The organism is uncultured Polaribacter sp., assembly GCF_947503855.1.
GTDB lineage: Bacteria > Bacteroidota > Bacteroidia > Flavobacteriales > Flavobacteriaceae > Polaribacter.
The window spans coordinates 1-732 of record NZ_CANNFF010000029.1 but is presented as its reverse complement, the minus strand read 5'-3'; the positions used below and the strand labels follow the sequence as shown (position 1 = coordinate 732).

Here is a 732-nt window from a genome sequence, read left to right as displayed (position 1 = left end):
TTCTGATTATCCGTTTATGCACCTGTTATATTCGCAATTACTAGTCTGTCAAAGAGTTTGTCTCCAAAATACCGTCTGTTTAATTTGTAAATAAACTCGTTGAGATACAACTGTAAGTATTTCCTTTTGATTTTATGGTAGTTGCCCAGCAATGTCCGTTTTGCATTACTGATTGCGATATGCACCCATTTGAGTGTTTCCTTGGTGGTTTTGGCGTCTGATTTCTCGGTGACGTGCAATTCCACCAGATCGGAGATGTCAACGTAAGAAGTGCTTTTGTCCGAAAATACGATGGCATCATCCTCCATGCAGTCCCTGACCACGCCGTTGATTCCTTCACTTTGATGGCTATCCAGTACCCTGGCCTTGAAATAACGCACATGCTTCTCCTTTTTGCCCGTTTCGATATCTTCCAACGGGGTGCTTTCGGCCATCACCGCAACGTTCTGCTTTCCCTCGGCTCCCCGGCCACGTGTACCCTTGCCTCGCTCGATTTCCTTACTGGCCACCGAAAAGTAACCCTCATCCAGTTCTATCATCCCTTCCAGTGTATACCTTGCATCCCGGTTGCCCATCGCCCTGCGGAGTTTGTGTACCATCGCCCATACCGGTTCGTAACGCTTCAATCCTAATTGCTTCTGGAGTTCGTTGGTGGAGAATCCCTTTTTTGTGCAACTCATCAGGAACATCGTTTTGTACCACACCAGAAACGGCAGCTTGGAGCTCTCCATG

General features: G+C 47.1%; 1 protein-coding gene. It reads right to left on the bottom strand.

Annotated features, from left to right (window positions below):
* Window positions 1–14 precede the first annotated feature (14 nt).
* On the bottom strand, window positions 15–732 hold a 718-nt coding region (locus Q0662_RS11910; protein WP_009125964.1), incomplete at its 5' end, for an IS1595 family transposase.